Raw genomic sequence first — 26,491 nt, forward strand, 5'->3', positions numbered from 1 at the left:
TCAAAGGAGCAAGATATTATTCCTATGAGTAATCATCACTCGAATAAACTTTGCTCCCTTTTTATATATTTTATGCCTGATTCATTTGAGATAGCTTCTTTGGATTATTTTTACAAAAGTGACAACCGCCAGAATTTCCTATGCAGTTTTGACAATCTGCTGGTGGAAGTACCCACTCATCCTCTACAGCAACATAAAATCCCGCACAAGATTTTAATGGAACCAAAAGACTATTTCCTTTAAGTTGCACACTAATTTTATCACCATCTAAAACTTCAAAAAAATTTCTCATCATCGTTACATCCATTCCGTAAAATCCTGGTCCAAAGGATGAGGAGACTACAATGTCTGTACGATTCCATTTTTTGTTCACATATTCTTCTATTTTTCTTTGCAATAAATCCCTAGCGGTATCCACAAAAGATGTACCCCAAATATCTGCAAAAAGTTGATCTGAAATACTTTCGCTTTTTGTAAAGACTTCACCTACTGTTAAAATATAAGGAAAAATGGCCAATACTTTATCATGCTCTAATCTGGAAAAAGCATTGCACTGAAAAACAACTTTATCGATAGTCATCGAATCTTCTTTCAGTACCTCATTTCCAAATTCAGAAATCAAAGCCTGCATATGTATGTCTCCAACTCCCTCTTTTAAAATAGACTCAGCAATTTGCATCATTCTTACATGTTTATTTTGGTCAAAATTTAATCCACACGTCTGAATAAAATAGTTTCTAGCTTTATCAATTGCATCATTGGTTGCAAAAGAAATTATCTGTTGATTCATTATACTCACCTCACAATCATGTTAACAGACAATGCTACCTATTTTCAATCAATTTATGTTATACTATTGTAAAATAATGAAATTTATTGTTGGCAAATGAAAGGAGATTTAATATGAATTCTGCAAAATGTGCCTGTAAAGGTTCTTTTCTAGATAAATTTATTCAACCTTCCGTCTTGCTTTGTCTCTATGAAGAGCCTGCATACGGTTCTCTTATTTTTAAACGTATCATGGATAGAAATCCAGATACGATTGATTCTATTGATCCAACAGGATTTTATCGTACCTTAAAAAAAATGGAGACAAGCGGTTTATTAAATTCTGAATGGGATTCTGTAGATAACGACTCACAGAAAAGAAAAATATATTCCATTACTGAGGAAGGAAAATCTTGCCTCTTAAATTGGAAAAACACCTTATTTCACTACCAAAAAACCATTGATTCATTAATAAATCAAATTACTGAAACTATTAATAATAACACTTTCGAAGATGATTCATTAAAATCCTCTACAAGCTGTTGTTGTAAAAAATAGAATATATAATATTTACTGCCAGAAATGTAATAAATAACGGATAGAAAATAGAATATTTTCTGTTGATTTTTTTGACAAATCTGTTATAATTATTACAGTTGTGGGCGGTTAGCTCAGCTGGTTAGAGCGCTTGCTCGACAAGCAAGAGGCCGTTGGTTCGAGTCCAATACTGCCCACCAGCCGAAAAGCAACTTGGGGCATTAGCTCAATGGATAGAGTCTCAGACTTCGAATCTGCAGGTTGGGGGTTCGAGTCCCTCATGCCTCACCAAAAAACACACCAATAAGGTGTGTTTCAGACTGTAGACAAGGATATCTCTATCTTTGCCTACAGTTTTTTTTACATAATGTAATACATTTTATTGTATTTATGGTAAAATATATGTATAAATACATGGAGGTATTTGCTTTATGATGGGTAAGAAAGATTTATTAGGTCGTGATCAATTTCAAATGGTAACCTTGAATTCTCTTGTTCCACAAGATCATATTATTCGTAAGATAGATACTGCGATTAATCTCTCTTTCATTTATGACCTTGTAAAAGATTTGTATTCTGATGTGGGAAAAGAAAGCATCGACCCTGTCGTCTTAATTAAAATTACCCTCATTCAATATACCTTTGGTATTCGATCCATGAGGCAGACCATTAAAGAAATTCAAACGAATGTAGCTTATCGATGGTATCTTGGTTATAGTTTAGAGGAAGAAATTCCTCACTTTTCTACCTTTGGTAAAAACTACTCTCGTCGGTTTCAAAATACTGACTTATTCGAACAAATCTTTCAAAGAGTCATTGCTGAAATTATGGAATATGAATTCATTAATTCAGAAAGCATTTTCATTGACGGTACACATATTAAAGCAAGTGCAAATAACCATAACAGTGAAAAAGAAACCGTTTTGGAATCCGTTAAATACTATGAAAAAGAACTAATGAAAGAAATTAACGAAGATCGCATTGAACGAGGAAAACAAGCTTGTAAAAAAAAACGGAAGCCAAAGAAAAGACAAAAGTAATCAAGAAAAGTACCGTAGATCCGGATTGCGGTGTATTTCATAAAGGAAAGCATAAGGTAGTATTTGCTTATGCTGCAAATGTAGCTTGCGATCGAAACAATTACATACTTGCTTTTCATACAAATCCAGGAAATGTACATGACTCAGTTGCATTCCCAAAGATTTATGAAAAAGTAAAAAGATATAAAGGTGTAAAAAATATTGTAATGGATTCCGGATATAAAACACCTGCAATTGCTAGAGAAATACTCAAAGATAAACGAATTCCTATCCTACCATACAAACGACCTATGACAAAAAATGGTTATTTTAAAAAACACGAATATGCTTATGATGAATACTATGATTGCTTTGTATGCCCAGAAAACCAAGTGTTAAACTATACTACAACAAATAGAGAAGGGTATCGGGAATATAAGAGTAAAGGAGAAATTTGCAAGAGTTGCCCTTCCTTATCAGAATGCACAGCAAGTAAGGACCATGTAAAAGTAGTCACACGTCATATATGGGAAAACTACATAGAGCAATGTGAGGACATTCGTCATACTCCAAAGTATCGAGATCTTTACAAACTACGGAGTCAAACCATTGAGCGAGTCTTTGCAGATGCAAAAGAAAAACATAATATGCGTTATACACAATATCGAGGGATTCAGAAGATAGAAATGGAACTGAATCTTCTTTTTGCGTCCATGAATCTAAAAAAACTAGCAACATGGATTCATAAATCTGAAAGAAGGAATCAAATGGCATAGAGATATCCTTTTATTTTTTCTTTTTTTAAAAGCTTTATAGAAAAAATAGAAAATACCTTGCAGAAATTATAAGAATATAAATTTAGCAAGGTATTTTGTCTACAGTCTGAAACACACCTATAAGGTGTGTTTTTCTTTTTAATAATTAAAGGGACTCGAACCCGAAAGGATTTAAAACACATTCTGTAATATTAAACATATATTATTAATATTTAATTCTTCAATTAATTAAATAATATAAGGAGTATTATAAATGTATAATGATTATGACGAATTCGGTTTTGTAACAAAAGCCCAAGAACCTATGCCAAATGTACCAATGCCTTCACCAAATTCTCCGTTAGTTTTACCAGGAGAACCGAATCCCTCAAATAAGCCTGGTCTTATCCCTATTTTCCAATATTTAAGCGGTGTTTATCAAAAATATTTAAAGGATGAAACAAATATTGGATATCTTAAGGTTAATGTTATTTCTGCAACTGATTCCGAACCGATACCGAATGCAAAAATAACAATCAGTCAGCCACTTGGAAATAATTATTTTATTTCACAAATCGAATTTACCGATCAAAACGGTGAAATACCACTAATTTCCTTACCTACACGAAGCGCTGAACTATCGCAAACACCAACATATCCAGTCCCTTATACAACTTGGAATTTAACAGCGGAAGCCAATGGATATTATGAGGTTATTTTGTATGATATCCCCATTTTTCCAGATATAACAACAGTCCAATCTTTTAGTTTAAAACCAATTGAGAATAATCAAATAAAACCCATTGAAGAGATCTATGCAAGTCAAATGTAATTGTTTAAATCAGGGAAAGTCAATTTACGATTTACCTTAATTGGCCCCCTGATTTATTTTCGTCATTTATTTTTCTCTGTTTGATTTTTTATCGTTTCTTATTCCATATTTGAATGTTTGAATCAATAATTTTTTGTTTTTCTTCTTCAGAAATTGAAGTGATCTCTCCATTTTGAACTGCTCTTAACAGACCTTTTGACATAATTTGTCCAAGTTCTTTTGATGTTAAATTACCTAAATCCATACGTATCCCTCCTATCAAGAAATAGTATGTGTATGATAAAGTAAATTATACAAATAGAAGTCCAATAAACACAATCCCAAATCTTTTCTATCCCTTAAAACGATAACCAACGCCCCAAACGGTTTCAATGTATTGAACATCATCCATCTCCAGTTCAATCTTTTCACGAATTCGTCGAATATGAACAGTAACTGTTGAAACATCTCCTAATGCATCCATACCCCAGATCCGATCAAAAATATGTTCCTTGGAAAAAACACGATTTGGATTTTCTGCCAAAAACAACAGCAAATCATATTCCTTTGCAGGCATTATTTTTTCTTCACCGTTTACAAATACACGTCTTCCGTCCTTATCGATTTCGAGACCACGAACTTTTAATACACGATTTTGGTTGAATCCATTTCCAGTCAATCTTTCATATCTGGAAATATGACTTTTGACACGGGCCATAAGTTCATTTGGACTAAAAGGCTTTGTCATATAATCATCTGCTCCTAGACCTAAACCTCGTACCTTGTCAATATCGTCCTTTTTCGCCGAGAGAAAAATAATCGGAGTATTTTTCTTTTCACGAAACTTCACACAAAGCTCAAAGCCATCCATTCCAGGCAGCATAATATCAAGGATAATCAAAGCATAATCATTTTGAATTGCCATTTCCAAACCAGTGGCCCCATCATACGCTACATCGCATTGATATCCATTAATCTCTAAATAATCCCGTTCCAGTTCAGCAATACTTTTATCGTCCTCAATTACTAATATTCTCATAGATTCTCCCTTCTTCTCAATGGCAAATAAATATATACCTCTGTACCCACATTTTTCTCACTTTTCATCCATATTTTCCCTCTGTGGCTCCCAATAATTTGCTTTGCAATGGCTAATCCCAGTCCATTACCTTTTATATTACTTCGAGAAGCATCTCCCCTATAAAATCCATCAAAAACCTTATTTAAATCAGTATTGTTTATTCCAGTGCCAGTATCCGAAATTCGAATCAAAGCTCCCTTATGATCCGTTTCCGTACTAATAGAAATTGTTCCATTTTGCTTATTATATTTTACCGCATTTGATATTAAATTGTCTAATACCCTTTTTAATTTACTTCGATCTGCAACAATCGTCAAAGGTTCCTCCAACAGAGAATACTCAAACTGTAAACCCGCCAAGCCAATATCACGTTTATAGTCCTCTGTTAAATCCTTTAAATAGGAAGTTAAATCAACAAATTCAAACGCATACTGCATTCGTCCCAGTTCCAGTTCAGAATACTCCGTCATATTATCCAATAAACGTTCAAGAATTAATGTTTTACTATAAATAGTATCTAAATATCTTGATTGCTTCTCAGGTGTATCAGCAACACCATCCTTAATCCCCTCTAAATAACCCTTTATTGTGGTAACCGGAGTTCGCATATCATGAGAAAGATTTGCCATCAGTATATTTCGTTCTTCTTTATTTTGATGCTGCTGTTCGGCCGATATTTTTAATTTTTTTCTTATTTGATCAAAAGATTGACAAAGCTCATTTAGTTCACGATCTTCACAAGCCATTACTTCAAAGTCCAGATGTCCGTCTGCAATATTCATTGCTGCAGTTTGCAATTCTTTAATAGGAGCCAATACACTTCTGGAAAGATTTACACTTAATATAATGCAAGTAATTAATACTGTACCCCCTACTAAAACAGACCAAGCAAACAAATATATTGTTAATCCATTTTCTTTGCGGAAGTCACCATGAAATATTTCTTTGAAGCCTTGGAGAATACGCAGAAATCCATCTCTTTCACTTATAGAAAAAACAAATAACAGCAGCAATGATACTAAAAGTATCAACACTGCTGATATAATTACCATCATGATATTTGTTCTGATAAAACGTCCTTTGATTGATTGCATCATTACACTTCTCTTCTTTCAAATAAGTAATAGCCAATACACCCAAAAATCATTCCATAACCAATTAAAATTCCCATCTTTGTAATCATTGCCATAAACGGGAGTGTAATACCAAGCCATAAATTATGCCATTGCAAATAACCCGTGAAAAATAAGCCGCTCATAATCGGGATAAGTATTCCAATTATCCAGAGCGCCAAATATGCAATTACACAAATTACGATTGATAGCGATGGACTGTTTGTAAATTGATTCAGCATTGCCGCAAATAATATCAATACAATCAATGGAAATAAGTCCAATGAATAAGCCAGAAAATTTTGTCCTAAACCAATTACGGAATGTGCTGTAATTGCTTTAATAATTGTTGTCAGTGCAAAAAGAGTTATTAGATAAACTGCGGCTAAAATTAAAATTGCCAATATTTTTGAAAAATATTGTTTTAATCGGCTTACCGGCCGCATAAAAGTAGCACGAATGGTCCCATCATGCACTTCTCCAGCAAACAAATCACAGGTTGCCATGAAGATTATGAGAGGAATATAAATTTGTATGAAAAAAGATAACATGCTCATTGGCATATTTGAAAACACAAGCGAGGTAGGAATTGTACCTGAAGAAGCTTTACTAATCGCTAAATTAATTAAACTACTTAATAAGCATATTACAATCTCTATAATTAAAAAGACAAAAAATTTCTTTCTAGTTGTTATTTTTTTTAGTTCATTCTGCAAACTTGCTGTAAAAGTTTTCACGAAAAATCCTCCTAATTCATTACTTTGTATAAAGAATATACGCAGCATAAAACAGCGCTAAATAAGAGCCGATCCTCTTTTTTCCTTTACGATGGAAAGAAAATAATCTTCCAATGACGGATTCAGTCTCAGAGCTTCTTCCATGGTTTCAAAGGCTAACAAATCACCTTCATGTACCACTGCAACTTTATTGCAGGTTTTTTCAATTTCAAAAGCCAAATGACTTGCAATTAAAAAAGAGGTTCCTTTTTCTTCCGCCATCTTCCTTATCATTTCACGAATCTCAACGGTTCCTTCAATATCCAAACCATTTGTCGGCTCATCCAAAATAATCAATCCGGGATCAGATAAAATTGCCATTGCAAGTCCCATACGTTGTTTCATTCCTAAAGAAAATTTCCCAGTTTTATCTTTCTGATATTTACGCATTCTTACTACATCAAGCACATGATCGATTCTTGCTTCATCTACATTTGGATAAAAACGCGCCATCATTCTAAGATTATCTCTTGCAGATAAATACTCATAAATTGCAGGTCTTTCAATGAGTCCTCCAACATTTTCCAAAGTCTTTTCTACGTCTTGTTCTACATCATTTCCAAAAACGGTTATACAACCTTCATTTGCATGACACAAACCCATTATAGTCTTCATAATGGTAGTTTTTCCGGAACCATTTGGACCCAGCAAGCCTACCACATCTCCCTGTTCAATAGAAAAGGTTATATTTTTCACTCCTCTTCCATTTTTATATACTTTTGTTAGACGTTCTACTTCCAGTACATTCTCCATAGCTTCATCCTCTTTTCCCATTGCAATGTTCCGATAGGAATCCCATCGGAACATTGTATCTTCATATTTTAATCTTCCAGTATCTTTCCTTCCGGATTGAACACATCTACCTTTGTATTGTTATAATCAGAAATCTTTGCATTTACTTCCATCGTTGCAGTGTGCTTGTTTCCTTTTTTATCAACACCTGCCATAGTAGCTTCCATTGAATTTTCTAATAATCTTCCTTCTTCATCTAAAGTTACTCTAAAATTTACTTTATCAATGTAAGGATCGTTTCCAAATTTAGAAGTTACTTCATTTTCATAATCTTCACTATTGCTTGCTGTAAATGCTAACGACAATCCAGCATTTACGATTTCTGGAATTTGATTTCCTGAAACTTGGATGGAGTATTCTTTAATACCATCCTTAGACGACTCTAAAATTACATTGTTTTTTAAATCTCCAACTAATGTATCAGTTAACAATTCAGCAAAACGCACCGCTTTTTTAGTTGTTGCATCATCTGTTCCCATTAAGGTTGCATTTCCTTCATTGTATATTTCACCCTTATAATATTTATTCGTTTTCGGATGATATGAATAGTATGTGTCACCATAGGTATAGGTATAATACTCACTAATGTACTCTTCACCATCGAACGTATCCTTGCTCTTTTCGAAATGACTGCGGTCTCCATCTGCACATTTGAAATTTCCACTAAGAATGTTAACAGCATCATTATCAATCATAATTTTTGCATCATAATCAGCAGTAAAGTTATCAGCTTTAAATGCTAAATGCTTTAATGCATTCTTGTAATTTGTGTAGCCTTGCGCATCATCATAATTCGCGTACACCGCTGTTGTCAGTACAAGCATCCCTACTACCAAACAAACCAGTGTAATAAAATGTTTTCTGTGTTTCATAATCCCATTGCCTCCTTAATTTTCAATTATACTGTTACGAGAGTGTCTTAAATCATTTGTTGTTATAAAATGTCTCTGCACTCTTTCTATTCTTATATTCTAAACAGTAACACTTAATATAATATGTCCGAATTCTTAACAATTCATGAACAAACATTAATTCCTTTAACCGCTGAAATATAAGCTATGATATAATAGAGCAATCTATAAATTTGAACAAAGAAGGAGTACTTAATATGAATCTTTTATACACCTTTTGGAGTTTTTTAACGGGCATTTCCCTCATTGTGCAAACCGGTATCAACGGAAAGTTAAAAAATGTTACAAGCAATCCAATCTTTTCTGCCCTCGCGAGTTTTACAGTCGGTACAATAGCTCTCTTTCTTGCATTTATCATCGGTATTAAATTAAATCTTTTATCAGCTCCTACATGGGAAGTTCTGAAACAAACACGCTATTGGATGTGGACTGGAGGCGTTATTGGTGCACTTTACGTTTTAGCGGGTGTTGTCATTCCTGGCAAAATTGGATTTTCTAACTTCTTTTCTCTTCTTCTTGCCGGACAACTGATAACATCCGTTATCGCAGATCACTTTGGTTGGTTTGGAAATCCCATTCAGCCTATTTCTCTTTTCCGTATCCTAGGAATTGCTTTTATGATAATTGGAGTTTTTTTGATTCAAAAAAATTGATTTTCGAAATCACTATTTTACCTCAGCGATATTATTGAATCCCTTTCCGGCTCCCCATACAGTTTCCACATGTAAAACAGTAACAAAAGCATATCGATCCGTATTTGCTATAAAACGCTTTATTAACATACTTTCTCTCGGAGAACATACCGTTACCAGCTTATACTTAGTTTCTTTTGTATATTCTCCTGTTATTGTGACGGCCGTCACTCCACGCTGAATTTCATGCAAAATATAATCTGCAATGAGCTTATTTTCTTTACTGATAATTTCAAGTTGTACCACTTTAGGATCAAAACCATACATCAGCATTTCGGTAGTTTTCGAAAAAATCACCGAAGAGATCAAAGCATAAAGAGCAACATTTTTTCCATATACAAAACCGGAACAAATGATAATGATTGCATCAATACAAAGAAGTATTTGGCTCATAGCAATATGGGGAAACACTTTAATTTTAATGATTTTTGCAATGGTATCTGTTCCACCGGATGAGTAGCCTCTTACAAATACCAAACCACTGCCAATCCCTCCAATGATTCCACAAAAGATGGAAGCAAGCGTCATGTCCTTTTGTTCCAAAAGAAGCAAATCCAACTGTTCAAAAATCATAAGAAAAGCCGGGTATAATATACTCATTAATATAATTTTCTTTGCTTCCTTCCTGCCAAGTAATATCCAACAAATAATTAAAATAATCATTGCGCCAACATAATACAGCAAAGAAAAATTAATGTCCATATATTGCTGTAATATACGCACAATGCCTGTAATCCCACCGCTTGATAATCCGTTCGGTATCATGACACCAATGGATGCAAAGGCACCAAACGCACAACCGATGCAAAGAAACAGCACATCCAAAATAAACCTTTTCCAATCAAATTTTAATATTTTATCCTTCAATTTCATTCTCGTTCTCCCATTTAAAAAATGTACGATTTCCAAATACATCCACAACGCAAAGCATGACACAAGAAACCAATTCTACCTCCATTTGTACATGTGTCTGCAAATCTGATTTTAACCTCTTATAATATGTGCTTGGTCTGAAAATCTTTCCATTATAATGAAAATCTATCATCCAATAATCAACCAAAAGTAACGGTTCTTCTTTGATAACGCGATTTAAGACTTCTTTATACTTCTCGTCAATTGGATCGCTTTTTGAAAAATGAGGTTGATAAGCCATTAAATCAATTGAAAGCACGGTTTTGTTATCTGACGATTCTTTTCGAAAAATGACATTCGCTTTTATCTTATTTTCTGTTTTTTGTATTTGGCTTTCTTCTTTTCTCTGATTAGAATCATTTCTCTGTTCATAATAGCTAAATGGTATATTATTAAAAGCCAAACGTTTATATGTATATGTAACCGATAAATTCCCGACATCACAAGAAATAAATCTTCTGCCCATTTTAAATGCAGTAGATGCCAGAGTTCCCGAACCCCCAAAAAAATCCGCACAAAGATCGCCTTCCTTTGTACAACTCTCGAGAATATGCGAAATAAGAAGCTCTGGTTTTTGCGTTGCGTATCCGGTGCGCTCATTTGACGTCCTACCTACCATATCAATTTGCCAAACATCTTTTTTATTTACCATAGTATACCAACCAATATCATCCTGGTATTCCTGCACACCTTTAAAGCGATACGGCTTTAATCCTCGATTATAAGATTTCTCTTTTTGAGCCTTAAAATAGTAATTCGATGTTTTGGCATAATAGAGCAGTGTATCATGTTTTCTGGCAAAATAGCGTTTACTGACGCCTCCAGATTTATAATTCCAAATTACTTCATTTATAAAATTATCTTCCCCGAAAATTTCATCCATAATTATTTTAACATAATGAACCACATGCCAATCTAAATGAATCCAAATGCCACCATCATCCGCCAACAAATCCTTCATAAACAGTAATCGATAAGTAAGCATTTTTAGATAGTCTTCCATGCCATTTTCCCAAGTGTCTTGATAGGCAGTTTGCTTTATAATCGGAATTTTATTTATTTTTTTTGATTCTAAACGAATTTCTGTTCCATAATCTGCTTTTGAGTAAAAAGGAGGATCTATATAAATAAGCTTAATTTTGCCCGCCATACTCTTTTTTTTCAGCAAATAATCCATAAACGCAGCATTATCACTCTTTGCAAAAATATTCTCGTTCTCCAACTCTGCTTTCAGTACTCCTACCTGTTCCTTTAAAGCAAAATCCGGTGCATCGCACGTGCTGCATCTTGCATATTCTTTTTGGCACTCTTCTAATATAATCGGGAGCTTTGTCAACAAACTCATTCGTGTCCTCCGTTATGAATCGTGCTGTTTTAGCGAAGAATTGAAATTAAATCTTCTCTTCCAACCTGTCGCAATGCCTTTTCTACTAGGCTACGATTCTCTTTCTTATGAAAATGCATCAACGCTCTTTGCATCTTTTTTTCTTTTATATCCTTTGCAACATAAACTGATTTCATTGTAAATGGATCTAACTCAGTGTAATACATACACGTTGCTAAAGTCCCGGGCGTCGGATAGAAATCTTGTACCTGATCCGGTACAAATCCAGTCTTTTTAAGGTACAAAGCTAATTCTACAGCATCCTTTAATGTGGAACCTGGATGAGAAGAAATAAAATATGGTATCAGATATTGTTTTTTCCCTAATTTTTCATTTGTATGTTTATATTTACTACAAAAACGCTCGAAAACTTCGTTTTCCGGCTTTCTCATATTACCTAACACCTTTTTTGAAACATGCTCTGGTGCCACCTTTAATGTTCCGCTCACATGGTGCTCACAAAGTTCCTTCATAAAAGTATCATCAGAATCTGCCATTACATAATCAAAACGAATACCAGAACGAATGAAAACCTTCTTGATTCCTTCAATGTTTCTGATCTCCCGAAGAATGTCCAAATATTCTTTATGATCCACCTTCATTTGATTGCATGGTTTCGGATATAAACAATCACGATTTTTACAGACCCCTGCTTTTAACTGTTTTTCACACGCCGGTCCACGAAAGTTTGCTGTAGGTCCCCCGACATCATGAATATAACCCTTAAAATCTTTGTGTTTGCTTAATCTTCGTGCTTCCTCTACAATAGAAGCTTTGCTCCTGCCACGAACTTCTCTTCCTTGATGATAAGTTAATGCACAAAAGGCACATCCACCAAAACAACCTCGATTCGCGACAATACTAAACTTAACCTCATTAATAGCCGGCACTCCTCCATCCTTTTCATAAATCGGATGATAAGTACCCTCATACGGCAACTCATAAACATCATCCAACTCTAGAGTTGTCAATGGTTCCATAGGAGGATTCTGTACTATACAAAGTCCATTATCATAACGCTCGATTAAACGCTTTCCTGTAATCCAATCATTATTTTGATATTGCAGAAAAAAACTTTCAGCATAGTTTTTCTTTATATTTTTTACGGATTCAAAATTCGGGAGCAGAATGGTATCCGCATCTTGTTTCCATTCTTCATCTTTTGTATCTCCAATTGCCTTGCAAACGGTTCCTCGAATCCACCCGATATCCTTTGCTTCAATTCCAGAATCTAAGGCTTCTGCAATCTCTAAAACAGCTCGTTCTCCCATGCCATAAATCAATAAATCTGCTTTTGCATCCAATAATATGGAACGACGAATGTCTTCATCCCAATAATCATAATGAGAAAAGCGACGGAGACTTGCTTCTAAACCCCCAATGATAATAGGAACATCCTTATAAGCCTCTCTTGCTCGATTGCTATATACAATAACAGCACGATCAGGTCGTTTTCCAGCAATCCCACCCGGTGAATAGCTGTCTGTTTTTCTGCGATGCTTAAAAACGGAATAATGATTGACCATAGAATCTACATTGCCGGAATTTATTAAAAATCCAAGACGTGGCTTTCCAAAGCGCATAAAATCCTTTTTGTTTCTCCAGTCCGGCTGCGATAAAATGGCTACTTTATATCCATAACGTTCTAATAGCCGACTTATGATTGCATGACCAAAAGACGGATGATCTACATAAGCATCACCTGTAATCAATACAAAATCCGGATAATCCCAACCACGCTGTCTCATATCTTCTTGACTAATGGGTAAAAACATAATAATCCTTTCTAACGAAACAGAGGCCGTCTCAAAATAAAATAAATTCTTCTTTGAAACAGGCCTCTTCTTTTATCTGCTTCCCTTATCGTATGGAACAGCTACTGCTTTTGGAGCTTCAGAAGATTTTGAGCTAAAAGCAAGTACGATTAACGTAGCAATAAAAGGTATCATTTTATATACATCACTTGGAATGTTCGAAGCAGCAAGCAGTGGAATAACAGAGTATGCCGATGCTATAGTCTTCATCAATCCAAAAAAGAGTGCAGCAAAGAAAACGCGAATCGGTTTCCACTGTCCGAAAATCATTACTGCCAATGCTAAGAAACCATAGCCTGAAACGGTTGCATTAAAATTTGTGGAAGTGGGTACTACAAAGATCAATCCTCCAAGTCCTGCCAATGCACCGGAAATCATAACTCCGGCATAACGCATTTTATAAACATTAATCCCTACGGAATCAGCTGCATGCGGATGTTCCCCACATGCACGAAGGCGTAATCCAAATCTAGTCTTATAGATAATAATTACTGATAGTACTAAGATTCCAAGTCCAATATAAGTAGTAATGTAGGCGTTCTTAAAAAACAAGTCTCCTATAATTGGGATATCACCCAGTACCGGAACGGATTTGATTCGAAACGTATTGGTAAAACCAATCTGTTGTACTCCATTATCTTGAATCATACGAGCAACATAGATAGCAAAAGCCGGTGCAAACATATTTAATGCCGTTCCACTAATTACTTGGTCTGACTTTAAATTAATGGATGCATATGCATGAAACAAAGAAAAAACTGTTCCAGTCACAATCGCAATCAACATTGCAATCAATAACAATAATTGTCCACTCATTTTATCTTGCATTTGATTAATGAAAAAGATACTAGTAAAAGCACCCATAATCATCATACCTTCTAATGCAATATTTGTAACACCACCTCGTTCTGTAAAAACAGCTCCTAAGGCAACGACTAACAGCGGAATGGAAAACAACATCGTCTGTTGTACAATGAGACTTAAAACACCCATTATTCTTCACCTCCGTCTTCCAAGCGTTCCTGCTTTTTTTCTTCCATCGATTGAACCCTATTTTTTATAAATCTAAAAATATAATCTTTGAAGAATAATGAAAATGCACTGAAATAAATAATACAAGCTATAATAATGTCAATAACTTCCGGTACAAAATTTAAAGTTTGAAGATAATGACCTCCCTGGGTAATATAGGAAATGAAAATAGCTGAAAAAATAGTACCGATTGGATTCGACAATGCTAATAACGCTACAGGAATTCCATTAAATCCTTCTATTGCTAAAACATCCACGACTTTAATACGCCTTCCGTTTCCACCAGACAAATATAAAAGCCCTCCACCTAATCCAGCAAGCATTCCGGAAATAACCATAGAGGTCACAAGATTTCTCTTATCATTAATCCCTGCATATTTACTTGCATCTTGACTGAATCCACATGCTTTTAATTCATAGCCAAATGTAGTCTTATTTAAAATAATATAAATAATAATAGCAATAATAATAGCAATAAATATCCCACAATTTACGGTCGATAAATCTTTCGTTGTTCCCATGGTATTATAAAAAATTTTATCAAGTCCGGCTTTGGGTAATACTGCGGTGTCTGCAACATTCATAGAAAGAGCTTTTTTTGAATCGTAAATATACGATTTAACCAAAAAATTTGCCAAATACATTCCAATATAATTCATCATGATGGTAGCAATTACTTCGTGAACATTCAAATATGCTTTTAAAATTCCCGGTATGAGTGCCCATAATCCTCCCACAATGGTTGCACCTAGTAATGCTACAATCCAATGCCAAGGCGCCGGTAAAAAGGTCCACTTTACTCCGATATAGACAGCAGTAAATGCTCCCATAATAAATTGCCCCGGAGCTCCAATATTAAATAAACCGGTTTTAAAAGCAAAACCAACCGAAAGTCCTGTTAAAATTAAAGGAGTTGCAAAATATAAAACTTGCCCTATTCCCTTTGCATGCGTACTAAAGCCACCTTTTAAAATAATCAAAAATCCGTCCACAGCCTGTGTTGGATTACTAACTAATAAAATGATAAATCCAAACAGAAGCCCGATAAGAATTGAAAAAATAGAAGAAATTGTTCTGCTGAAGCTATCTTTTTCTAAAATAGATTGTAATTGCTTCATCTTGCTTCACCTCTCTTTGAACCAGCCATATATAGACCCAATTCTTGCACCGATACTTCTTTCGGATCTAAGTCTGCTACAATTTCACCTTCATACATAACTAAAATACGATCACTGATATTCATTACTTCATCAAGTTCCAATGAAATAAGCAACACGGCTTTCCCCTCATCACGTTGAGTAACAAGCTGTTTATGAATGTATTCAATCGCGCCTACATCAAGACCTCTTGTCGGCTGCACGGCAATTAAAATTTCCGGATTCAAATCAATTTCTCGAGCTACAATTGCCTTTTGCTGATTTCCTCCAGACATACTGCGTGTTTCTGTTTCTCTTCCTTTTCCACTTCGAATATCAAATTTTTCAATTAATTTATCTGCATAAGCTTCTGCTTCCCGAAAACGTAAAAATCCATTTTTCTGAAAACCAGGAGTAAAATATTTTTTTAAAATCAAGTTGTCTTGTAAACTATAATCCAATACGAGTCCATCTTTATGACGATCCTCTGGGATATGGCTCATTCCGGCTTTATTACGATGCCGCACAGATACTCGTGTAATGTCTTCACCGTTTAATAATATTTGTCCACCTTCAATAGACGAAAGACCCGTTAACGCATAGACCAATTCGGACTGTCCATTTCCATCAATTCCTGCGACACATACAATCTCACCTTTACTAACTTTAAAAGATACATGATTGACTGCCTTTTTAGAACCCTGTTTACTAGCTACTACTAAGTCTTTAACTTCTAACACAGGCGCTCCCACAGATATTTCTGCCTTTTCAATTTGAAGATCTACTTTACGCCCAACCATCATTTCAGACATTGCTTCTTTTGAAGTTTCTGAGACGTCAATCGTATCAATGTATTTTCCTTTTCTAAGTACCGTACAGCGATCAGCGACTTCTTTAATTTCATTTAATTTATGTGTAATAAATAAAATAGATTTTCCTTCTGAAGCAAGTTCCTTCATTATTTTCATCAATTCTTCAATTTCCTGCGGTGTTAAAACAGCCGTTGGTTCATCAAAAATTAAAATTTCATTATTTCTGTATAACATCTTTAAAATTTCAACACGTTGCTGCATTCCTACAGTAATATCAGAAATATAAGCATCGGGATCAACCATGAGACCGTAACGATTAGAAAGCTCCATCACTTTTTTTCGTGCTTCATCCATTTTCAAAAAACCATTTTTAGTCGTTTCTACGCCTAATATAATATTTTGTAATACCGTAAAATTATGCACCAACTTGAAATGTTGATGTACCATGCCAATTCCCAGTCCATTCGCATCATTTGGATCTTTAATTTTTACTTCGACCCCATCTTTTCGAATGGTACCTTTCTCTGGTTGATACAATCCAAAAAGAACACTCATAAGAGTTGATTTACCGGCTCCATTTTCTCCTAATAATGCGTGAATTTCACCTTTTTTTAATTGAAGTGTAATGTCATCATTAGCAATAATTCCGGGAAACTCCTTTGTGATATGTAGCATTTCGATTACATATTCCATACGTTTGCTCCATTCCTATTTTTTTGCAACCATATTGCGTTGTTTTATTTTTGATTATATAAAATTACAGTATACATTATAATTGATTTTATACAAAAAAGAAATTAGTTTCCTTAATTTCAATAAAAAAGCTAATAGCAGACTTTCTTAATTTGAAGAATTTAAAAAAAGAATTATCAAAATTAAGATTAATATTTCCTTCATTATAATAAAAGACTGCCAATAAAAATTGGCAGCCTGAACTTCTGTATCATGCTCTATTCTGTAAGATAGCTTATTTTTGTCTTCTCAATGCTTCCTTTATTACTGCTTCTGCAACTTTTTTAGCGACCAAGGGATTAAATACTTCAGGCAGAACATAGTCCGCTGTAAGCTCTTCTTCAGGAATTACATCTGCAATTGCCCTCGCTGCTGCTTCTTTCATTTCTTCTGTTATTTTTTTTGCTCTTGCATCAAGCGCTCCTCTAAAAATCCCCGGGAATACGGATACATTATTTACTTGATTTGGAAAGTCTGATCTCCCTGTTCCAACGACTGCCGCTCCTGCTTTCTTGGCTAAATCAGGCATAATTTCCGGTATTGGATTTGCCATAACAAATAAAATAGGGTCTTCTGCCATTGTTTTAATCATATCTTCTGATATAACTGCAGGTTTTGATACACCTACTAAAATATCTGCACCTTTCATAGCATCCGCAAGTGTTCCTACAAGTTTTTTTCTATTTGTAACCTTTGCCATCTTCTCCTGCTCCGGATTGATATAAGGTGCACCTTCATAAATAGTCCCTTTACTTCCACATAATATGACTTCTCCAAATCCAAGACGAAGAATCATTTTTGCTATGGATATTCCTGCTGAACCGGCTCCACTTATTGCAATTTTAAGCTTTCCCATTTCTTTTTTAGTAAATTTTACTGCATTTAATAGCCCTGCACATGTAATGATAGCGGTTCCGTGCTGATCATCATGAAATACCGGAATATCACATTTTTCTATCAACGCTTTTTCAATTTCAAAACATCTTGGAGCACTTATATCTTCTAAATTAATTCCACCAAAACTCTTTGAAATAGTGTATATCGTATCAATTATAACTTTAGGATCTTTCGAATCAATACAAATAGGTATCGCATCAATGTTTGCAAAAGTTTTAAATAAAGCACACTTTCCCTCCATTACCGGCATCCCTGCTGATGGACCTATATCTCCGAGGCCGAGTACCGCAGTTCCATCTGTAATTACAGCTACGGTATTTCCTTTACCAGTATACTTGTATGCTAAACTTTCATCTTTTTCTATTGCAAGACAGGGTTCTGCCACTCCTGGTGTATAAGCAATCGATAGATCTGTTTTATCTTTGATTGGTGATTTAACTTGAATTTCAAGTTTTCCTTTCCACTCTTCATGCTTTTTTAGTGCCAACTCTTTCCTGTCCATCTCTGATCGACTGTCCTTTCTGTCTTCCATACACAGAACCCCTTCCTTCTTTTCCTACTTTACACATTCTTCTTCGATTCAGATTCTTTTTCCTATAATCTTGCAAACTGTCTTGTAAGCTTTTCTGGACTAAAGATATCTTTTATTTCGTTTTCTTCCAATCCATATTTTTTCGCTCCATCTACAATTGATGTTCCATCTTTTAGAAACTTTTTCGCTATTGTAGCCGTTCTCTTATAACCAAGAATAGGGCATAAGGCCGTTACATATCCTGTCGAATGATCCAGTAGCTCCTTACAGCGTTCCTCATTGGCAATGATTCCTTCTATACAGTTAACAATCATTGTATCTATACCATTCGTTAATAAGTTAAGTGATTCATAAATTCGATTAAATACAACAGGCTCAAAAGCATTCAACTCTAGCTGTCCCGCTTCACATGCCATTGTAACTGCAAAATCATTACCCATTACGGCATAAGCGCATTGCGTCATTACTTCAGGAATAACCGGATTAATTTTTCCCGGCATAATGGAAGAACCATTTTGTTTTGCCGGTATTGTAATTTCTCCAAGTCCGGCTTTCGGACCACTGTTCATTAATCGAATGTCATTAGACATCTTAGAAAGGCTAATCGAACAAGTTTTTAAAGCGGATGATATTACGGAAAAGCAATCTATATTCTGAGTTGCATCAATTTTATCCTCCGCATTTTTTAAAGGAATACCGGAAACCTCTGCAAGCTTAGTCACAATATGTGTCACATAGTATTCACTGGAATTAATCCCTGTACCTACCGCGGTTGCAGCCATATTCACAGTCAATATTTCACTTAATGCTTTTTCAATTCTATTTCTATCTCTTTTAACAGCAGTCGCATATGCATGAAACTCTTGTCCGAGGGTAATGGGAACTGCATCCATCATCTGTGTTCTCCCTATTTTAAGAACATCATAAAATTCTACACTTTTTTTCATAAGTGCGTCATAAAGCTGATCTAATTTATCAATTAAAATGAGTGCGGTTCTATAAAGACTCATCTTTACAGATGTGGGATAAACATCGTTTGTGGACTGCGCTAAGTTTACATGGTCATTCGGATGACAAAAACTATAATCCCCTTTTTCTTTTCCGATAATTTCAAGAGCAACATTCGCAATTACTTCATTGGCATTCATATTTGTACTTGTTCCTGCCCCTCCTTGAATCTGATCAACAATAAATTGATCATGGAATTTTCCATCAATAATTTTATTACATGCCGCTACGATTGCATCTGCAATATCAGGCGTCAAAGTACCCGCCTCTTTATTTGTCAATGCACATGCCTTCTTTATTTCTGCCAAAGATGTAATTTGTACATCAGGTATCATTTTTTTTGTTATGTTAAAATTTTCTCCAGCCCTCATAGATTGCACACCAAAATATGCCTCTTTCGGAACTTGCTTTTCTCCAACTGAATCACTTTCTAAACGATACTCCATTTTTATGTCCTCCAATTAAATGATATTGAATCAAGTTTTAATGTTTTCTTTAAGTTCATTATATTATTTTTTACGCATTAATCTAATACTTATATCTGTATATATCATATAGTCAAAATTATATAACCATCATGGATTTTTCTCTGTTTATCGCATTGACATCAATATTTTTCTTAAATATAATGAAGTTATATTTAAAAAAGATTATAACAGTTATTGTGATTATAATATAAGGAGTATTATGTTTAAGAAAAAAGAGCTGATCTGTACAGTAAATAATGAAAAAAGTTTTTCAAAAGCAGCGGAAAAATTAATAATCTCTCAACCATCCTTGAGTGCATCCATCAAAAAGATCGAAGAAGAAATAGGAATGCCTCTATTTGATAGAAGTACCAATCCAATTCAATTGACGGAATGTGGCCGAGAATATATAAAGTGTGCCGAGCAAATTTATGATACGGAAAATTCATTTTTAAACTACATAAATGATTTAACTTTACTTAGAACTGGAACCCTTACAGTCGGCACGAATCATCTTTACTCTGCCTATATACTCCCACCCATTGTTTCTTCTTTTATAGATACTCATCCCAATATAAGGCTTAATCTCATTGAAGGCAGTACCTATGAGTTGGAAAGGAAACTTTTTAACGGAGATATCGATCTGGTTATTGATACGAAAGAATTTAGCTCTGATTTATTTGATAAATACTACTTTGGAGTAGAGCACTTAGTTCTTGCAGTTCCACGAAAATTTGAATGCAATCATCGTGTAATGCAATATCAACTATCTACAGAAGATATCATCATGAATAAACATATAAATTCCCAAGCAATGCCTGTTCCTTTTGACATATTCAAAAACGAGCCTTTTATTCTAATGAAAAACGGCAGCGATACAAGAGAGAGAACCGATAGAATCTTCAAGAAACATGGTATAAAGCCAAATATAGTTCTGGAACTCGAACAACTTTCTACTGTATTTCACATTATATCTATAGGAACAGGTATATCACTTGTCAGTGATACATTAATACGCCATACCCATCTTGATACGAAAAATCTATGTTTTTATAAATTAAGCGAAACTGATTTACAGCGTAATATTTTTTTTCAATATAAAAAAAATAAATATATTTCGTATGCCATGAAAGAATTTATTCATCTATCAGCACCTGTGAATAGCAATCTATAAATAAAAATCTGTACATCCATGACAAATATCGCATGAAGGTACAGATTTTTATTGTACTTAAGTTTTTTTATAGTTTTATTCTATCCTATAATAAAAGTCTTTTATGCTTGATATACCATTTTCCCATCTACAATCGTCTTGCTAATTTTAATATCCTTTATTTTATCTACTTCAACCTCAAAGATATTTTCCTCTAGAACAACCAAGTCAGCTCTTTTTCCAACTTCTATTGTTCCATTTACATTTTCGGTAAATGACATATACGAAGGATAAACGGTAAACAGTTTGACAGCTTCTTCTACATCAAGCTTTTCTTCGGGCAACCAACCATTTTTCGGTCCACCTTCTAATTTTTCTCTAGTTACCGCATAATAGATGTTTTCCATGATATCAAAACTTTCAACAGGCGCATCAGAGCCTCCTACTGTTAAAATTCCCATATCAATCATGGATTTCCAAGCATAAATTTTATGCATGCGCTCCTTGCCGATTCTACTTTCAACAATATCCATATCTGAATTTACAAATACCGGTTGAATATATGCCGCTATTCCATATTGCTTCATTTTTTCTAAAATAGATGAATTGGTAATTTGTGCATGAACGATTCCATTGCGAACATCTACTCTATCTGATTTTTTCTGCGAAATCCTCATTGCTTCAATTACCATTTCCATAGCTCTGTCACCGATACAATGAACAACAACATGCATGGCATTTTCCATAGCAAGATCCATCATTTCAACTAATTGCTCTATAGAATAATTTACAATTCCAAGGTTCTCAGAATCTCCTACATAACCATCTGTCATTGCAGCGGTTTTCGCACCGATTGATCCATCCATAAGAATCTTTAACGGTCCTACGGTAAAAAATTCTCCACTTTGCCCGCCACGATAGCCTCGGTTAATAAATTTTTCAAAATCTAACATTTGTTCAAATAAACATTGTTCATAGATTCTTACAGATAACTGATTCTTTAATTGCAAATTATTATAGGAATTTAAAATTAACTGCCAATCTTTTCCAGGCAAGGAAGATAAGTCTTCCGTTTGTACACCAGTGATGCCCTTCTCATTTAATTTTTTTATTCCCGATCGGATGAGTAATTCAACATGCTCTTGCGAAGGCTTCTCTAATACTGAATAAAAAAACTGTACCGCATTTTCTTTGATAAGCCCTGTTTCAAAGTCAATCTCATTTTTAACTGTTTCGAATTCAGAAATTTTTTTCAAACGTTCTAAACCAACACTGTTTATAACCGCAGCATGGCCGCAAACTCTTACAAAAACCACAGGTATCGTTGTAGAAACAGCATCCGCATCTGCTTTTGTCGGATATCTCTTAACATCAAATCTTTTTTCATCCCATCCTCTGGAAAATAACCATTTCGGATTTTCGTTTTCTTGTTCCTTCAGCTTATTTTTCGCTAAAGAAACGATTTCTTCTACACTTTTACAATCAAAGAGTTTTACCGTACTTTCCACAAAAGCATAATGAATTAAATGCAGGTGACCATCTACAAATCCAGGCAACATTAATTTACCTTGTAAATCAACAGCCTCTTTATATTGTAAAGTTAATGCTTCTTTTTTATTGCCCACAAATGCAATTTTCCCATCTTTAATACCGACTGCCTCTTCTATTCGATTCTCTTTATCAAAAGTTTTAATAATACCGTTATAAAATATTTTATCCATTCTCATTTTTCACTCTCAACTTACTTTTTCATTTTATTTTTTTAATTTTTCTTCATAAAAGAGTTTAAAGTTCGGATCCACTTTTCCAATCCCCAAGTATCTAGCTTTATAATCCTTTAATAACTCAATAAATTTTTCGCCAAGCAAGAATAATGTAATAACATTAACAAAAGTAGGAATAACCGATGAGAAATCAGCAAATGTCCATACTTGAGCAGGTGTACCATTTCCGTACACAGTAAGTACGACAACCAATAATCCCCAAAGTGGTGTACCTAAAATTAAGATGTTAACCAACGCTTTCTTAAGCTTATCTTTTTCTTTTAGAGCATGGTCAAGGATTACTCTGTAATACGTAAACCAACCGGTAGAAGTGGTCAATCCAAACAAGAAAATACTGATTGCAATTGCAATTCTTGCTGCAGAACCAATTACCGACTCAAAAGCAGTTAATGTAGCACCGGATAATCCAGAATTCCAATAACCGGTAATAATAATTACAAAACCTGTCATAGAACATACCACAATCGTATCTGCAAATACTTCAAATGCCCCCATCAAACCTTGTTTTATCGGATGATCTGTATTGGCAGTCGCATGAACCATTGGCGAAGTTCCCCAACCGGCTTCATTACTGTAAACAGAACGCGCAAGTCCTAATCGAATTACTTGCGCTACAGTCGCTCCAAGGAACCCTCCAGAAGCAGCCTGTGTAGTAAATGCACCTTTGAAAATCATGGAAATTGTTGTAGGCAATTTTTCAATATTCACAAAAATAATAATAAGTGCGCATATAATATAAAAACAACACATAATCGGTACTAAGTACTGTGTAATCTGACCGATTTTTTTAATGCCTCCAATAATAATGACATAGACACAAACACAAATGGCAAGTGATACCCAAATATACGGAATATTAAAAGTTCCACCTACAGCTTCAGAAATGGTGTAGTTCTGGATTGTTATAAACCATGTCATAAAAATTCCACCGCCGAAGATAACTGAGAATAATTTCCAACCTTTAAATCCCTTTTCTTTTCCAAGACCGTTTTGCATATAATAGGTCGGTCCACCTCTATAACTTCCATCTTCATTTGTTTCTCTGTAATAAACAGCTAATGTTACCTCAGCCATTTTGATAATCATGCCGAATAGTGCAGCAATCCACAGCCAAAACAACGCTCCCGGTCCTCCAGTAGAAATAGCCGTAGCCACACCACTCATATTACTTACTCCGACACTTCCTCCGACCGCAATTGAAATGGCTTGAAACGGTGTTAATTTGTTTTTGTCATCTCCTGCACCAAGTCTGCTGTCTTTTTTAAACATGTTTGTAACAATATGTCCAAAATGAACAAATTGAAATCCCTTTGTTCGAATCGTAAAGAAAATTCCCGTTACAAGAATTGCTAAAAGCAATGGGGTACCCCATAGAAAGCCTGTTAGCTTTGCAAACATCTCATACATATTAGTCCCTCCTTAAAATGATAAAAAATAACTACAAAATTATATAAAGCAAATATCATGCCATTAAAGATTTTGACAATAATCTAACATTTTTCTTGCTTTTCTTATTAAAATCCGACATAATAATAGGATAAAACATAATATTAATAGGTTATTAATAGGTTATTTTAGTAGAAAGGGACTTAATGAAAAAAATATATTTAATGTTTAACGATACAAAACAAGCCTCTGTATGTAGAAAATTATATAATAATTTGATTTCTGTTTTCAGTGACTATGTGAGTATTGAAATATGTTTTATGGAACATTTAATTACAAATCCATCTTTATCCATAATGGATGGAGATATCTATCTTGTATTATATCAAAACAGAATTTACTCACTTAGGAATTACGTAACATCTTTAGATAAAGTCATCGTTATGAACCGAACTATACAAAAGAAATATCTAAATTCCATTCTAGAAATACCTGAAGGGAATAATGTACTGATTGTAAATGATGAAGAAAAAAGTACATTACAAACAGCGAATACTCTATTCCAGCTTGGTATAAATCATATTAATCTGATTCCATACGAACAATCTGAAGCAGAAAAAGGCTTTTATAATGAAATAAAAATAGCCATTACACCAGACGAAGAATGTTATGTACCAAAACATATAAAAAAAATAATAAATATTCAAGACCGTTTTATCGATGCTTCTACTTTTATTAATATCATAAATAAATTAAAGATAAACAATGAACATATTACAAGAAATTTAATCAAATATATGGATACAATTGTTACAACTGAGTTAGGTGAATCAAAAGCGTATTTGACGAATCATTTAAAAGAAGAGATGTTAAACAGAAGTATTCATAATTCCAATGAAGCAGTAATGATAACGGACTTTAATTACTATATCGTATACACAAATAAGCGAGCCTCAACAATCTTAAGCGATATGGATGAAAATCTTTTAAAAGAATCGTTAGAGAAACAATCTTGCGGAGATAGTTTTTTTAATCATTGTGGTACAAACTATCTTATGGAGAAATCAAAAATTCGTATACTTGATCAAGTAGCCGGTTATTCCTTCATCTTTAAGACCGAACAAGAAATTAAAAATATGGAGTTGAATTTAAAAGCGCAATACATTAAAAACGGATTGACTGCGAAATACAAGTTTAATGATATTATACATCAATCAAAAGCAATGAACAAATGCATTTCCCTAGCAAAAAAAGCAGCTACTGCCGATTTTACCGTTTTAATTCATGGAGAAAGCGGAACGGGTAAAGAACTGATTGCACAATCCATCCATAACTTTTCCGACAGGCATGCAGGACCTTTTGTCGCCATCAATTGTGCCGCATTACCGGAAACATTATTAGAAAGTGAATTATTCGGTTATGAAAAAGGCGCCTTTACAGGAGCTCGAACTACTGGAAAGTTAGGATTGTTTGAACAAGCAAATACCGGCACCGTTTTCCTAGATGAAATCGGTGATATGCCGATTACTCTGCAAACACGTCTTTTAAGAGTTCTACAAGAAAGACAAATTATGCGTATTGGAAGTGATCGTGTCATTGATATTGATGTACGAGTAATCGCTGCCACTAATAAAAATTTACACGAAGCAATTGTACAGGGTACCTTTCGCAAGGATTTATATTACCGATTAAATATATTGCCAATTTCGGTTCCCCCTTTACAGCAGAGGGAAAGTGATATTCTACTTATTTTTAATCATTTTTTATCAAACAGTGCTCTCTCACTGAATGATGAACAGACTTCTTTAATACAAAAGTATTCATGGCCTGGAAATGTACGAGAACTCGAAAATACAGCAAATTATTTTAAAATCATGGAGGAATTACCGGAACACTTCTATTCGAAACAATGCACTAAACCTACTATCTCCCATTCCGATGATCCAGTGTATTATATATTAAACATTATCGACAAAAATACAAATACCACTCATGGTATCGGAAGATCATCTATCATTTTTGAACTGAAAAATCATGGTATAAAGATAAGCGATAATAAAGGAAGAAAAATATTAAGTGATTTAGCGAAAAAAGGATTAATTGAGATCTCCAACGGAAGATGCGGTAACCGTATCACCGAGAAAGGGAAATCTTTGCTATCAATACCCAATTAGTCAATATACCTTTG

Annotated in this window: 22 protein-coding genes, 2 tRNA genes and 1 pseudogene; 8 read left to right on the forward strand and 17 right to left on the reverse strand. The window is 34.3% G+C overall.

What is annotated here, in order from left to right; translation table 11 throughout:
- Positions 1-70: 70 nt before the first annotated feature.
- Positions 71-790: a hypothetical protein gene (locus I2490_RS15985; protein WP_206460752.1), complete on the reverse strand. Its 720-nt coding sequence runs from the start codon at positions 788-790 to the stop codon at positions 71-73.
- A 113-nt stretch (positions 791-903) separates the two neighbouring features.
- Between I2490_RS15985 and I2490_RS15990 the strand changes: the two genes are divergently transcribed.
- From I2490_RS15990 to I2490_RS16010, 5 genes and pseudogenes are all read left to right on the forward strand, one after another.
- Positions 904-1,326 (forward strand): PadR family transcriptional regulator, encoded by a 423-nt coding sequence (locus I2490_RS15990; RefSeq protein WP_206460753.1) that lies wholly within the window; start codon positions 904-906, stop codon positions 1,324-1,326.
- 102 nt (positions 1,327-1,428) lie between these two features.
- Positions 1,429-1,505 (forward strand) — tRNA-Val (locus I2490_RS15995).
- 15 nt (positions 1,506-1,520) lie between these two features.
- A tRNA-Arg gene (locus tag I2490_RS16000) sits at positions 1,521-1,596 on the forward strand.
- A gap of 140 nt (positions 1,597-1,736) precedes the next feature.
- Positions 1,737-3,100, forward strand: a pseudogene (locus I2490_RS16005) (IS1182 family transposase).
- A gap of 253 nt (positions 3,101-3,353) precedes the next feature.
- Entirely contained in the window at positions 3,354-3,911 is a 558-nt protein-coding gene (locus tag I2490_RS16010) for a hypothetical protein (protein WP_206460754.1), read from the forward strand.
- 88 nt (positions 3,912-3,999) lie between these two features.
- Here the strand turns inward: I2490_RS16010 and I2490_RS16015 are convergent, their stop codons facing one another.
- From I2490_RS16015 to I2490_RS16040, 6 genes are all read right to left on the reverse strand, one after another.
- The gene (locus tag I2490_RS16015; RefSeq protein ID WP_206460755.1) at positions 4,000-4,155 is read right to left on the reverse strand and encodes a hypothetical protein; all 156 of its coding nucleotides are present in this window, start codon (positions 4,153-4,155) and stop codon (positions 4,000-4,002) included.
- Between the two features lie 87 nt (positions 4,156-4,242).
- On the reverse strand, positions 4,243-4,929 hold the full coding sequence (locus tag I2490_RS16020) for a response regulator transcription factor (RefSeq protein ID WP_206460756.1): 687 nt from the start codon (positions 4,927-4,929) through the stop codon (positions 4,243-4,245).
- Positions 4,926-6,068, reverse strand: a complete 1,143-nt coding sequence (locus tag I2490_RS16025) for a sensor histidine kinase (protein WP_206460757.1) — start codon at positions 6,066-6,068, stop codon at positions 4,926-4,928. The genes I2490_RS16020 and I2490_RS16025 overlap by 4 nt, the downstream gene beginning before the upstream one ends.
- Positions 6,068-6,820: an ABC transporter permease gene (locus I2490_RS16030; RefSeq protein ID WP_206460758.1), complete on the reverse strand. Its 753-nt coding sequence runs from the start codon at positions 6,818-6,820 to the stop codon at positions 6,068-6,070. Before I2490_RS16030 ends, I2490_RS16025 begins: the two co-directional genes overlap by 1 nt.
- Positions 6,821-6,877: 57 nt before the next feature.
- The gene (locus I2490_RS16035; protein ID WP_330634706.1) at positions 6,878-7,666 is read right to left on the reverse strand and encodes an ABC transporter ATP-binding protein; all 789 of its coding nucleotides are present in this window, start codon (positions 7,664-7,666) and stop codon (positions 6,878-6,880) included.
- Between the two features lie 14 nt (positions 7,667-7,680).
- Positions 7,681-8,523 (reverse strand): hypothetical protein, encoded by an 843-nt coding sequence (locus tag I2490_RS16040; protein WP_206460759.1) that lies wholly within the window; start codon positions 8,521-8,523, stop codon positions 7,681-7,683.
- 236 nt (positions 8,524-8,759) lie between these two features.
- Here I2490_RS16040 and I2490_RS16045 point away from each other — a divergent pair, with 236 nt between their 5' ends.
- A complete protein-coding gene (locus I2490_RS16045) occupies positions 8,760-9,215 on the forward strand; it encodes a DMT family transporter (RefSeq protein ID WP_206460760.1) in 456 nt (151 codons plus the stop codon).
- Between the two features lie 12 nt (positions 9,216-9,227).
- On the opposite strand, the gene I2490_RS16050 is transcribed toward I2490_RS16045, so the two are convergent.
- The 8 genes from I2490_RS16050 to I2490_RS16085 all read right to left on the reverse strand — a co-directional run bounded on the left by I2490_RS16050 (position 9,228) and on the right by I2490_RS16085 (position 19,959).
- Positions 9,228-10,127: a YitT family protein gene (locus tag I2490_RS16050; protein WP_206460761.1), complete on the reverse strand. Its 900-nt coding sequence runs from the start codon at positions 10,125-10,127 to the stop codon at positions 9,228-9,230.
- Complete coding sequence (locus tag I2490_RS16055) at positions 10,111-11,511, reverse strand: DNA methyltransferase (protein WP_206460762.1); 1,401 nt, start codon at positions 11,509-11,511, stop codon at positions 10,111-10,113. Before I2490_RS16055 ends, I2490_RS16050 begins: the two co-directional genes overlap by 17 nt.
- Before the next feature lie 29 nt (positions 11,512-11,540).
- Positions 11,541-13,325 (reverse strand): YgiQ family radical SAM protein, encoded by a 1,785-nt coding sequence (locus tag I2490_RS16060; protein ID WP_206460763.1) that lies wholly within the window; start codon positions 13,323-13,325, stop codon positions 11,541-11,543.
- A gap of 72 nt (positions 13,326-13,397) precedes the next feature.
- On the reverse strand, positions 13,398-14,357 hold the full coding sequence (locus tag I2490_RS16065) for an ABC transporter permease (RefSeq protein WP_206460764.1): 960 nt from the start codon (positions 14,355-14,357) through the stop codon (positions 13,398-13,400).
- Positions 14,357-15,514 carry an ABC transporter permease gene (locus I2490_RS16070; protein WP_206460765.1) on the reverse strand — a complete coding sequence of 386 codons (1,158 nt, stop codon included), beginning with the start codon at positions 15,512-15,514 and terminating at the stop codon, positions 14,357-14,359. Before I2490_RS16070 ends, I2490_RS16065 begins: the two co-directional genes overlap by 1 nt.
- A complete protein-coding gene (locus I2490_RS16075; RefSeq protein WP_206460766.1) occupies positions 15,511-17,037 on the reverse strand; it encodes an ABC transporter ATP-binding protein in 1,527 nt (508 codons plus the stop codon). Before I2490_RS16075 ends, I2490_RS16070 begins: the two co-directional genes overlap by 4 nt.
- 274 nt (positions 17,038-17,311) lie before the next feature.
- Positions 17,312-18,505 (reverse strand): NADP-dependent malic enzyme, encoded by a 1,194-nt coding sequence (locus I2490_RS16080; protein WP_330634708.1) that lies wholly within the window; start codon positions 18,503-18,505, stop codon positions 17,312-17,314.
- A 62-nt stretch (positions 18,506-18,567) separates the two neighbouring features.
- Positions 18,568-19,959: an aspartate ammonia-lyase gene (locus I2490_RS16085; RefSeq protein ID WP_206460767.1), complete on the reverse strand. Its 1,392-nt coding sequence runs from the start codon at positions 19,957-19,959 to the stop codon at positions 18,568-18,570.
- 241 nt (positions 19,960-20,200) lie between these two features.
- On the opposite strand from I2490_RS16085, the gene I2490_RS16090 reads away from it, so the two are divergent.
- Positions 20,201-21,154 (forward strand): LysR family transcriptional regulator, encoded by a 954-nt coding sequence (locus tag I2490_RS16090; RefSeq protein ID WP_206460768.1) that lies wholly within the window; start codon positions 20,201-20,203, stop codon positions 21,152-21,154.
- A 101-nt stretch (positions 21,155-21,255) separates the two neighbouring features.
- On the opposite strand, the gene I2490_RS16095 is transcribed toward I2490_RS16090, so the two are convergent.
- Both I2490_RS16095 and I2490_RS16100 read right to left on the reverse strand, forming a co-directional pair.
- Positions 21,256-22,854 carry an amidohydrolase gene (locus tag I2490_RS16095; RefSeq protein WP_206460769.1) on the reverse strand — a complete coding sequence of 533 codons (1,599 nt, stop codon included), beginning with the start codon at positions 22,852-22,854 and terminating at the stop codon, positions 21,256-21,258.
- Between the two features lie 33 nt (positions 22,855-22,887).
- Positions 22,888-24,324 (reverse strand): alanine/glycine:cation symporter family protein, encoded by a 1,437-nt coding sequence (locus tag I2490_RS16100; protein ID WP_206460770.1) that lies wholly within the window; start codon positions 24,322-24,324, stop codon positions 22,888-22,890.
- A 185-nt stretch (positions 24,325-24,509) separates the two neighbouring features.
- Here I2490_RS16100 and I2490_RS16105 point away from each other — a divergent pair, with 185 nt between their 5' ends.
- Positions 24,510-26,477 (forward strand): sigma 54-interacting transcriptional regulator, encoded by a 1,968-nt coding sequence (locus tag I2490_RS16105; protein WP_206460771.1) that lies wholly within the window; start codon positions 24,510-24,512, stop codon positions 26,475-26,477.
- The last annotated feature ends 14 nt before the right edge of the window (positions 26,478-26,491 follow it).

The organism is Anaerovorax sp. IOR16, from assembly GCF_017168145.1.
Classification (GTDB): Bacteria; Bacillota; Clostridia; order Peptostreptococcales; family Anaerovoracaceae; genus IOR16.

Coding starts and splice junctions, on each gene's coding strand:
- I2490_RS16070 (WP_206460765.1), bottom strand. CDS start 15,514: ATGAAGCAATTACAATCTATTTTAGAAAAAGATAGCTTCAGCAGAACA.
- I2490_RS16105 (WP_206460771.1), top strand. CDS start 24,510: ATGAAAAAAATATATTTAATGTTTAACGATACAAAACAAGCCTCTGTA.
- I2490_RS16060 (WP_206460763.1), bottom strand. CDS start 13,325: ATGTTTTTACCCATTAGTCAAGAAGATATGAGACAGCGTGGTTGGGAT.
- I2490_RS16085 (WP_206460767.1), bottom strand. CDS start 19,959: ATGGAGTATCGTTTAGAAAGTGATTCAGTTGGAGAAAAGCAAGTTCCG.
- I2490_RS15990 (WP_206460753.1), top strand. CDS start 904: ATGAATTCTGCAAAATGTGCCTGTAAAGGTTCTTTTCTAGATAAATTT.
- I2490_RS16040 (WP_206460759.1), bottom strand. CDS start 8,523: ATGAAACACAGAAAACATTTTATTACACTGGTTTGTTTGGTAGTAGGG.
- I2490_RS16025 (WP_206460757.1), bottom strand. CDS start 6,068: ATGATGCAATCAATCAAAGGACGTTTTATCAGAACAAATATCATGATG.
- I2490_RS16100 (WP_206460770.1), bottom strand. CDS start 24,324: ATGTATGAGATGTTTGCAAAGCTAACAGGCTTTCTATGGGGTACCCCA.
- I2490_RS16020 (WP_206460756.1), bottom strand. CDS start 4,929: ATGAGAATATTAGTAATTGAGGACGATAAAAGTATTGCTGAACTGGAA.
- I2490_RS16015 (WP_206460755.1), bottom strand. CDS start 4,155: ATGGATTTAGGTAATTTAACATCAAAAGAACTTGGACAAATTATGTCA.
- I2490_RS16050 (WP_206460761.1), bottom strand. CDS start 10,127: ATGAAATTGAAGGATAAAATATTAAAATTTGATTGGAAAAGGTTTATT.
- I2490_RS16080 (WP_330634708.1), bottom strand. CDS start 18,505: ATGGAAGACAGAAAGGACAGTCGATCAGAGATGGACAGGAAAGAGTTG.
- I2490_RS16045 (WP_206460760.1), top strand. CDS start 8,760: ATGAATCTTTTATACACCTTTTGGAGTTTTTTAACGGGCATTTCCCTC.
- I2490_RS16065 (WP_206460764.1), bottom strand. CDS start 14,357: ATGGGTGTTTTAAGTCTCATTGTACAACAGACGATGTTGTTTTCCATT.
- I2490_RS16035 (WP_330634706.1), bottom strand. CDS start 7,666: ATGTTCCGATGGGATTCCTATCGGAACATTGCAATGGGAAAAGAGGAT.
- I2490_RS16075 (WP_206460766.1), bottom strand. CDS start 17,037: ATGGAATATGTAATCGAAATGCTACATATCACAAAGGAGTTTCCCGGA.
- I2490_RS16095 (WP_206460769.1), bottom strand. CDS start 22,854: ATGGATAAAATATTTTATAACGGTATTATTAAAACTTTTGATAAAGAG.
- I2490_RS16010 (WP_206460754.1), top strand. CDS start 3,354: ATGTATAATGATTATGACGAATTCGGTTTTGTAACAAAAGCCCAAGAA.
- I2490_RS16055 (WP_206460762.1), bottom strand. CDS start 11,511: ATGAGTTTGTTGACAAAGCTCCCGATTATATTAGAAGAGTGCCAAAAA.
- I2490_RS15985 (WP_206460752.1), bottom strand. CDS start 790: ATGAATCAACAGATAATTTCTTTTGCAACCAATGATGCAATTGATAAA.
- I2490_RS16090 (WP_206460768.1), top strand. CDS start 20,201: ATGTTTAAGAAAAAAGAGCTGATCTGTACAGTAAATAATGAAAAAAGT.